We start from the raw sequence: 7235 nt of genomic DNA on the forward strand, positions 1-7235 counted from the left end.
CCGCTCACCACGCCGCCCGAGGCAAAGGGCATCACCTTCCCTTGCGCGAACGCCCCGCCCTGGGCAAAGGGCGAGAGCCCGCCGAAGATCCCCGCCATGCTGCCGGCGATCAGCCCGCCAAGGTGGTCCGTCACCGGCCGCACCGCGGCGCGGTAGGCGGCATCCACCATCGAGCGCGCCACCACGCCCAGCGCATCCGAGAGCTTCATGCCGTCGAGGATCACCCCGTCGATGGCACGCCCCAGCCCCGAGCTCAGCGAGCGTTCGAGCCGCGTCACGCTGCCCCCGGTGGCGGAAAAGGTCTGGTGGATGCGCTTGAGCTCCGCATCGAACCCCGCCGCCATGGCGCTGGCCGAGCCGAGGCTCGCCTCCAGCGTCGCGATCTCGCCATCGAGATCGTCCATCGTGCCGAAATCACTCATTCCTGATCCCCTTTCACCTCGTCCGGGAAGGCCGCCAGCAGCTCCTCGAGCCGCGCCCGCCCCATCGGCCTGGCGGCACTGTCATTGCCCAGCATCAGCCGCAGCTCCGCCGGGGTCAGCGCCCAGAACTCCGCCGGCCGCAGCGCCAGCCCGCGCAGACCCGCGCGCATCAGGGCCGGCCAGTCAAAGCGCTCCATCAGCCCTCGCCGGGCAGCATGAAGGCCCGCGCCAGCAGCTCCGCCGCCGCCCGCGCCGCCACCATCGGCCCGCCCTCGATCTCGGCCCTGAGCAGATCCGCCGCAGAGCCCTCCCAGCCGCCGCCGCGCAGCCCGGCGACGATCAGCGCCAGCACGTCGCGGGTGCTGCAGCGCCCCTCCTCGAAGCGCTGCGCCAGCGCCACCAGCGTGTCATCGCCCAGCGCCGCCTCGAGCTCCGCCAGCGCGCCCAGCGTCAGCCGCATCACCCGGCGCTCGCCGTCGAGCGTCACCGCCACCTCGCCGCGCCACGGGTTGACCATCAGGCCACCGGCACCGGCACAAAGCTCAGCGCCCCCGCCGAGGCCAGCGAGACCTCGTAGGTCGCCTCGCCGTTGTGGCTGCCAGCATATTCGATCGCGGTGACCTGAAAGGCCCCCTCCACGGTGCCGAAATCCGGGATCACCACCTGGAACTCCGGCGTGTCGCCATCGAAAAAGATCTGCCGCGCGCGCTCGTCGGTGGCCTGGTCCTTGAACACGCCCGAGCCCGAGATATTGGCCGATTTCACCCCGGCCCCCGCCAAGAGCTCGCGCCAGCCGCCCTGGCTCTCCAGCGTCGTCACATCGACGCTCTCGGCGTTGAAGCTCACCCGCGTGGCGCGCAGCCCCGCCATGGTCTCGAACTGGCCGTCTCCGGTCAGGTCCACCTTGACCAAAAGGTCCTTGCCGTTCTGGGCACCCATCTGTCTTGCTCCTTGCTGATCGGCGGAAGCCTCCGCCTCGTGTCACTGGCCGGTCGCGCCGGCGTCTCAATCGTCCTCGACCCGGGCCCGGAAGATCATGTCGATGCGCCTGAGCCCGCCGCTCTCGCGCTGCGCTCGCGCCCGCCGGAAGCGCAGGCTCACCAGCCGCCCGCGAGTCAGCGCGAGCGGCGCATCGTCAAGCGCATCGCTGGCAGCCGCCGCCACCTGCTTGGCCGACTGGAAGCCCGCCGCATCTGTGATCACCGCGACCGTCAGGTCATGCCAGGCGCCGTGGCCATCCACGTCGGAGGCATCGCGCACGGTCTCCGCGCCGAGCGTCATGTAGAGCCCCGGCAGCGTGCCCGACGGCGGGGCGTCGTAGATATGCGCCCCCACCAGCGCGCCCAGCGCGGCGTCGCCAGCCAGCCTCTGATAGACCGCGCTCTGCAGCGCCGCTGCCATCGCATAGCTCATGCCGAGACCTCCTCGCGGGCGTCACAGGTGAGGTAGAGCCCGCCCGGCTCGGCCTCGGTCACCGCCACGATGCGGAAAAGCCGCGTCTGCTGGCGAAAGCGCTGGCCGGGCAACGGTCGGTTCGAGGCGCCCTGCGGCGCGCCGCGCACGGTGATGCGGAAGGCCCGCACCGACAGCGCCCCGGCCTCGCCGGTCGCCTCGCGCCCGGTCTTGGGGCGGATCTCGGCCCAGAGCGTGCCCATCGCGACCCAGCTCTCGACCTGGCCGCCGGCGCCATCAGGGCTGAGCACCGGCGCCTCGAGCACCAGCCTGCGGTTCAGAAGCGGCGCGCTCATGCCCCGAACCCCAGCCGAACCGGGCGATAGCGCGCGATCAGCGAGGTGACGCCAAACGGCATGCAGCCCTGCCCGAGCCCGGTCGCCTCGCGATATTCGTAGTAATGTGCCGCAAGCAGCAGCACCGCCTGCGCCAGATCCGCCGGCAGATCCTCGAAGGCCGCGCCATAGCCGGCGGTGAAGCGGATCTCCGCCGCCCCGCCCTCGGGCAGCGCCGGAAGCACCGCCCCTTGCGCGCAGAGCCGCGGCGCCTGCCCGTCCTGCTCGAGCCGGTAGGCGCTCGCGTCCACCGTCTCGGCTGCCCCGAAGCGGTCCACGATATCGACCCGCGTCACCGCCGCCACAGGGGCGATTGGAAAGCGCTCTGCCTCCGGGTCGCGCCAGCGGTGCAGCGTCCATACGAAACCACGCAGGATCAGCGCCTTGCCGGTGCGCGCCTCGATCGCCGCCAGCGCCGCGCGCAGGAACGAGCCCAGCACCGCATCCTGCAGGTCGTCCTCGGCGAAACCGGTGCCGAGCCGCAGGTGCCGCCTCAGCGCGGCGACCGGCAGCACCGCCTCGGGCAGCTGGGATTCTTCGATCAACATCATCGTTCTTCTCCGCAAACCTCTCCCGCCCGCCCGAGCGGGCGCGCACCGCGTGCATTGCTCGGACGGAGGGAGCAGCTGACAACACACGCTTCCCGGCACGCGCCCCACGCGGACGACCCGAAGGCCGCCCCCGTGTCCCGTTTCCGGATCAGGCCGTGGCGCAGCGCAGCAGCTTGATCGCCGCGAAATCGCTCACTTCGCCGCCCACCCGCTTGGTGGCGTAGAACAGCACGTGCGGCTTGGCGCTGAACGGGTCGCGCAGCACCCTCAGATCGGGGCGCTCGGCGATGGTGTAGCCGGCCGAGAAATCGCCGAAGGCGATGGCATCGGTCCCGCTGCCGATATCGGGCATGTCCTCGGCGATCAGCACCGGGTAGCCCAGCAGCCGCGCCGGCTCCGCCGCCGCCAGCCCGTCTGACCACAGGTGCCGCCCGTCGCCATCCTTGAGCTTGCGCAGCGCGCCGGCGGTCTTCGAGTTCATCACAAAGCTCGCCCGCGCCCGGTACTCGGCCCCCAGCGCATAGACCAGATCGATGATCGCGTCGCCATCACCGATGCCACCATCGACGCCGCTCGGCACGTAGCCAAGATTGCCCCAGGTCCAGACCGCGTTGTCGACGGCGGCATGGTCGAGGAAGCCGCGCGGCTTGTCGACGCCGTCGCCGCTCACGAAGGCCGCCGCCTCGGCGCGGGCGAACTTGTCGGCGATGCGCCCCGCGAGCCACATCTCGATGTCGAAGGCGCTGTCGTCGAGCAGCCGCTGGCTCGCCTTTGGCATCGCCGAAAGCTCGTGCAGCTTGATCGCGATGCGGTCGATGGTGGGGGTGCCGGTCTCCGACGAAGCGGCGGTCTCGTCGGCCCAGCCGGCGCCGGTCTCGCCCTGGTCGATCAGCACATCGAAGGAGGTCGCCTCCACGGTCACCACCGAGGCAATCGCGCGGATCGAGGCGGTGCTGTCGAGCACCGATTTCACCGTCTCCGAGGTCGCCGGATCGACGAGATAGCCACCATCGCCCGCGACCCCGGTGGACAGCGCCTTGCCCTCGAGCACGAGCCCGCGCAGCCCGTCATCGTCGCCGGTGCGGATATAGGCATCGAAAGCCTCGCGATGCGGGGCACCGATCTCGGCCGTGGTGGCCAGCGCCGGGCGTCCGCGCGGCGTTGCGTGTTTTGCGTCAAGCATGGTCAGTCGCTCTTCCTGTTGTTGCATCTTCAGCTCAAGGTCGCCCCGCAAGGCCCTGATGTCGCCCACAAGCCCCGCGATGGCGGTGCCGACGCGGGTGGCCGGATGGCCGTCCCCGGCCCGGGAGACGTTCTCGGTGTTGGTCATGGTCTCGATCCCGTTCCTGATCGGCGCGCTCAGCCGCGCGCCAGGTCTTGGCGCGCGCGCTCCAGCGTCTGCGCCAGCTCGTCCATCGCGGCCTCGTCGGAGCTCGTGCCCTTGGCCGCGACCCGTGCGCTGGGCAGCATCGGGAAGGTCACCAGCGAGACCTCCCAGAGCTCCAGCTCGGTCAGGAGCCTGCGCCCCGTGCCGTCCTTCGTGGCGCGCAGGGTGCGGTAGCCGATCGACAGCCCGTCGATGGCCCCCGCCGCGATCAGCGCCGCCGCCTCGCGGCCACGCTCGACCGTGTCGAGCAGCCGCCCCTTCACATGCAGCCCGCGCCCGTCCTCGCGCACCTCGTCCCAGGTGCCGATGGGCTGGGCCGGATCGTGCTGCCACAGCATCTTCACCGCGCGCCCCTCTGCCGCCAGCCGCTTGAGAGAGGCGCCGTAAGCCCCCGCCGCCACCACGTCGCCGCCCTGGTCGCAGGCCCCGAAGAGCGAGGCATAGCCCTCGATCCGCGTGCCTTCGGTGAGCGTCACCCCGGTGTCGAAGCGACAGAACTTGTGCTCCAGATCCATTCCCGTTCCTTTCCCGATTGCGCCCCTGAAGGCCCCTCAGGGGGCCGCCGCGATGACGCTCTGAAATGCCTGCGCGAGGATCACCCCCGCGACGCCGTAGACTGCGAGCCACATCCGCCGCTCGAGCCGCTCGAGCAGCAGCTCGAGCCGGTCGAGCCGCGCGTTCAACGCATCGACCTGCAGCCGGCTCATCCGCTCATGCGCCTCGAGCTTGAGCGCCGGCGCGCAGGCGAAAGGCTCGTAATCCAGCCGTCGGTCACTCACCGGCACCGCCCTCCGGCAGCTCCGGCAGCCCCAGCATCCGGCGCTTTTCGGCGGCGGTGAGGAACGCGGCCCCCGCGACCCGCGCCCATTGCGCGTCGCGCTCGGCGGCCAGCGCCGGCACCTGGTCGAGATCGGGCATCAAGGCGACCTCCTCGCCGAAATGCGAGGCCAGCCAGCGCCCCACCGCCGCCGTCACCCGCGTTGCCAGCGGCAGCACGGTGAGCCGGTAGAAGGCCCGGTGCGCCTCCTGGTAATTGGCAAAGGTCGCCTCGCCGGGGATCCCCAGCAGCATCGGCGGCACCCCGAAGGCCACCGCGATCTCGCGCGCCGCCGCCTCCTTGGTCTTCTGGAATTCCATGTCGGAGGGCGAAAACCCCATCGGCTTCCAGTCGAGCCCGCCCTCGAGCAGCATCGGCCGCCCGGCATTGCGCGCCCCCTGGTGCAGCAGCTCCATCTCGTCGCGCAGGCGCTGGAACTGGTCCGCGGCCATCCCGCCTTGCCCGTCGCCGCCGGTCCAGACGATCGCCCCCGAGGGCCGCGCGGCATTGTCGAGCAGCGATTTCGACCAGCGGCTGGCGCTGTTGTGCACATCGACCGCCTGCGCCGCCGCCTGCACCGGCGACAGGCCGTAATGGTCGTCCTGCGGGTGAAAGGCCTTGATGTGGCAGATCGGCGAGGCGCGCTCGGTCACCTCGAAGCGGTGCCGTCGCGCATCGACCATGTAGTCATAGGCCACCGGCCACCCAACCGGGCCGGGCACCAGCCCCAACCCATCCGAGCCCACCACCTGCAGCTCCGAAGGTTCCCCCGCCGACCCCAGCACCGCCTCGACATAGGCGTCGCCCGACAGCAGCAGGTGGCCATAGAGCGCCTCGAAGAGCTCCGCCTTGCCCTGCGCCGGGTTCGGCGCCGTCACCAGCGTCAGCAGCGGATGCCGGGCAAAGCGCTGCTCGGCATCCTGCAGCACCAGCGGCAGTGCCGCGGCGGCCTCGGCGATCAGCTTCACCGCGCGGAACCCCACCGGGTTGCCCGTGAAGCCCGAGCGCGTCAGCGCGCCGCCATCGCGCGGGCTCCACGCCACTCGCCCCGTCCCCGCATAGGCCATCAGCGGCCCCGTGGCCGAGGCCTTGGCCTCGGTCTCCACCGCCGCCTCGCGATCCCTGCGCAGAAAATCGAACACCATCGCTCGCCGCTCCTTCACCCGATCCGGTGCGAACCGCCGGGTCCGCATCGCGTTGAGGAAGGACACTATGAACGAGAGGTTAAGCTCCTCTGGCGGCTCCGCGCGGGCGGCCCGCAACGGGCCTTGGCCGGGGCAAAGCGGCTATGCGCGCAGCGCACTAGCGCTCATAGATGCGCCCCGATAGTCTCCCGCAACGCGACAGAATGCTGCGCAAGGACGAATGAAATTGTACGGAAGTTCCGAATGACCACCGAGACGACACAGACCACTCTGCGCCCGCTCCTGGCCGACGATGCCACCACCGTGGCGGAGATCTTCCGAGACGCCGTGCTCAACGGCACCACCTTGCACTACACCCAGACTGAGCGCGAGGCCTGGGCCGGGCCCAAGCCCGACCCCGAGCGCTGGCGCGACCGCGTGGGCGGCTCGGTGGGGCTCATGGCCGAGCGCGACGGAGCGCCAGTCGGGCTGATGACCCTCGTGGCGCCCGGCCACATCGACCTCGCCTTCGTCCGCCCCTCTGCCGCCGGTCAGGGCATCGGCGCCGAGCTTCTCGCCGCGCTGACCAAGATTGCCCGGGCCAGCGGCGCGCGCAGTCTCACCGCTGATGTCAGCAAGGCCGCCCGCCCCTTCTTCGAGCGCCACGGCTTCTACGTACTGCGCCAACAAAGCGTGATCCGCCGCGGCGTGGCGCTGATCAACTACGCCATGCAAAAGCCGCTCTGAGCCTCGCTCAGATCACCCGCAGCGCCGGCCGCCGCCAGCCCTGCACCGGCGTCACGATGAGCTCGCTCAGCGCCCAGACCAGCGCGTCGACCCGGTCGGGCGAGCCCTGCCCGGCAAAGCCCGAGACCGTCATCAGCCCCATCTGCTCCTCGAGCGCATCGAGCGCGCCGCAGTGGTTCACCCGGCCCTGCTCGTAGAGTGCCGCCACCGGCTCCGCCCGCGCCGCCTTGCCACGGGTGGCATGGACCTTGCGCAACGGCACCTGCGGCGCCACCTGCCGCAGCACCGTCTCGACCATCGCGCCGCCCTGATTGACCTCGGCCACCACCCGGTCGGCCTGCCAGCGCCCATAGGCCGCCGCGACCGCCTCGGCCCAGCCGGTGGGCGAGCTGCCCTGCAC

13 protein-coding genes are annotated in these 7235 nt (G+C 71.1%); 1 reads left to right on the forward strand and 12 read right to left on the reverse strand.

The features are described 5' to 3' along the window. The 11 genes from AC6RA4_RS21600 to AC6RA4_RS21650 form a co-directional block, all read right to left on the reverse strand. Positions 1 to 422: phage tail tape measure protein (locus AC6RA4_RS21600; protein ID WP_500163822.1), on the reverse strand; the 422-nt coding region annotated here is incomplete at its 3' end. Next, positions 419 to 619: a rcc01693 family protein gene (locus AC6RA4_RS21605; protein WP_500163824.1), complete on the reverse strand. Its 201-nt coding sequence runs from the start codon at positions 617 to 619 to the stop codon at positions 419 to 421. The genes AC6RA4_RS21605 and AC6RA4_RS21600, both read right to left, overlap by 4 nt. After that, positions 619 to 939 (reverse strand): gene transfer agent family protein, encoded by a 321-nt coding sequence (locus tag AC6RA4_RS21610; RefSeq protein ID WP_500163826.1) that lies wholly within the window; start codon positions 937 to 939, stop codon positions 619 to 621. Before AC6RA4_RS21610 ends, AC6RA4_RS21605 begins: the two co-directional genes overlap by 1 nt. Beyond that, the gene (locus tag AC6RA4_RS21615) at positions 939 to 1361 is read right to left on the reverse strand and encodes a phage major tail protein, TP901-1 family (RefSeq protein ID WP_222603740.1); all 423 of its coding nucleotides are present in this window, start codon (positions 1359 to 1361) and stop codon (positions 939 to 941) included. Before AC6RA4_RS21615 ends, AC6RA4_RS21610 begins: the two co-directional genes overlap by 1 nt. Before the next feature lie 66 nt (positions 1362 to 1427). Then, positions 1428 to 1835 (reverse strand): DUF3168 domain-containing protein, encoded by a 408-nt coding sequence (locus AC6RA4_RS21620; protein ID WP_500163828.1) that lies wholly within the window; start codon positions 1833 to 1835, stop codon positions 1428 to 1430. After that, complete coding sequence (locus AC6RA4_RS21625; RefSeq protein WP_500163830.1) at positions 1832 to 2170, reverse strand: head-tail adaptor protein; 339 nt, start codon at positions 2168 to 2170, stop codon at positions 1832 to 1834. The genes AC6RA4_RS21620 and AC6RA4_RS21625 overlap by 4 nt, the downstream gene beginning before the upstream one ends. Beyond that, entirely contained in the window at positions 2167 to 2760 is a 594-nt protein-coding gene (locus tag AC6RA4_RS21630) for a head-tail connector protein (protein ID WP_500163831.1), read from the reverse strand. Before AC6RA4_RS21630 ends, AC6RA4_RS21625 begins: the two co-directional genes overlap by 4 nt. A 148-nt stretch (positions 2761 to 2908) precedes the next feature. Next, positions 2909 to 4090: a phage major capsid protein gene (locus AC6RA4_RS21635; protein ID WP_500163833.1), complete on the reverse strand. Its 1182-nt coding sequence runs from the start codon at positions 4088 to 4090 to the stop codon at positions 2909 to 2911. Between the two features lie 29 nt (positions 4091 to 4119). After that, entirely contained in the window at positions 4120 to 4662 is a 543-nt protein-coding gene (locus tag AC6RA4_RS21640; protein WP_500163834.1) for an HK97 family phage prohead protease, read from the reverse strand. A gap of 36 nt (positions 4663 to 4698) precedes the next feature. Next, positions 4699 to 4926 (reverse strand): GTA head formation protein, RCAP_rcc01685 family, encoded by a 228-nt coding sequence (locus tag AC6RA4_RS21645; protein WP_500163836.1) that lies wholly within the window; start codon positions 4924 to 4926, stop codon positions 4699 to 4701. Further along, complete coding sequence (locus tag AC6RA4_RS21650) at positions 4919 to 6109, reverse strand: phage portal protein (protein WP_500163837.1); 1191 nt, start codon at positions 6107 to 6109, stop codon at positions 4919 to 4921. Before AC6RA4_RS21650 ends, AC6RA4_RS21645 begins: the two co-directional genes overlap by 8 nt. A gap of 243 nt (positions 6110 to 6352) precedes the next feature. Here AC6RA4_RS21650 and AC6RA4_RS21655 point away from each other — a divergent pair, with 243 nt between their 5' ends. Continuing rightward, entirely contained in the window at positions 6353 to 6835 is a 483-nt protein-coding gene (locus AC6RA4_RS21655) for a GNAT family N-acetyltransferase (protein ID WP_500163839.1), read from the forward strand. 7 nt (positions 6836 to 6842) lie between these two features. On the opposite strand, the gene AC6RA4_RS21660 is transcribed toward AC6RA4_RS21655, so the two are convergent. Continuing rightward, positions 6843 to 7235 (reverse strand): phage terminase large subunit family protein (locus AC6RA4_RS21660; protein WP_500163841.1); only part of this gene is annotated, 393 nt, incomplete at its 5' end.

It is taken from the genome of Salipiger sp. (assembly GCF_059781815.1).

Excerpts from the sequence above, each read along its gene's own strand:
- AC6RA4_RS21605 (WP_500163824.1), bottom strand. The coding sequence starts at position 619 with ATGGAGCGCTTTGACTGGCCGGCCCTGATGCGCGCGGGTCTGCGCGGG.
- AC6RA4_RS21610 (WP_500163826.1), bottom strand. The coding sequence starts at position 939 with ATGGTCAACCCGTGGCGCGGCGAGGTGGCGGTGACGCTCGACGGCGAG.
- AC6RA4_RS21615 (WP_222603740.1), bottom strand. The coding sequence starts at position 1,361 with ATGGGTGCCCAGAACGGCAAGGACCTTTTGGTCAAGGTGGACCTGACC.
- AC6RA4_RS21620 (WP_500163828.1), bottom strand. The coding sequence starts at position 1,835 with ATGAGCTATGCGATGGCAGCGGCGCTGCAGAGCGCGGTCTATCAGAGG.
- AC6RA4_RS21625 (WP_500163830.1), bottom strand. The coding sequence starts at position 2,170 with ATGAGCGCGCCGCTTCTGAACCGCAGGCTGGTGCTCGAGGCGCCGGTG.
- AC6RA4_RS21630 (WP_500163831.1), bottom strand. The coding sequence starts at position 2,760 with ATGATGTTGATCGAAGAATCCCAGCTGCCCGAGGCGGTGCTGCCGGTC.
- AC6RA4_RS21635 (WP_500163833.1), bottom strand. The coding sequence starts at position 4,090 with ATGACCAACACCGAGAACGTCTCCCGGGCCGGGGACGGCCATCCGGCC.
- AC6RA4_RS21640 (WP_500163834.1), bottom strand. The coding sequence starts at position 4,662 with ATGGATCTGGAGCACAAGTTCTGTCGCTTCGACACCGGGGTGACGCTC.
- AC6RA4_RS21650 (WP_500163837.1), bottom strand. The coding sequence starts at position 6,109 with ATGGTGTTCGATTTTCTGCGCAGGGATCGCGAGGCGGCGGTGGAGACC.
- AC6RA4_RS21655 (WP_500163839.1), top strand. The coding sequence starts at position 6,353 with ATGACCACCGAGACGACACAGACCACTCTGCGCCCGCTCCTGGCCGAC.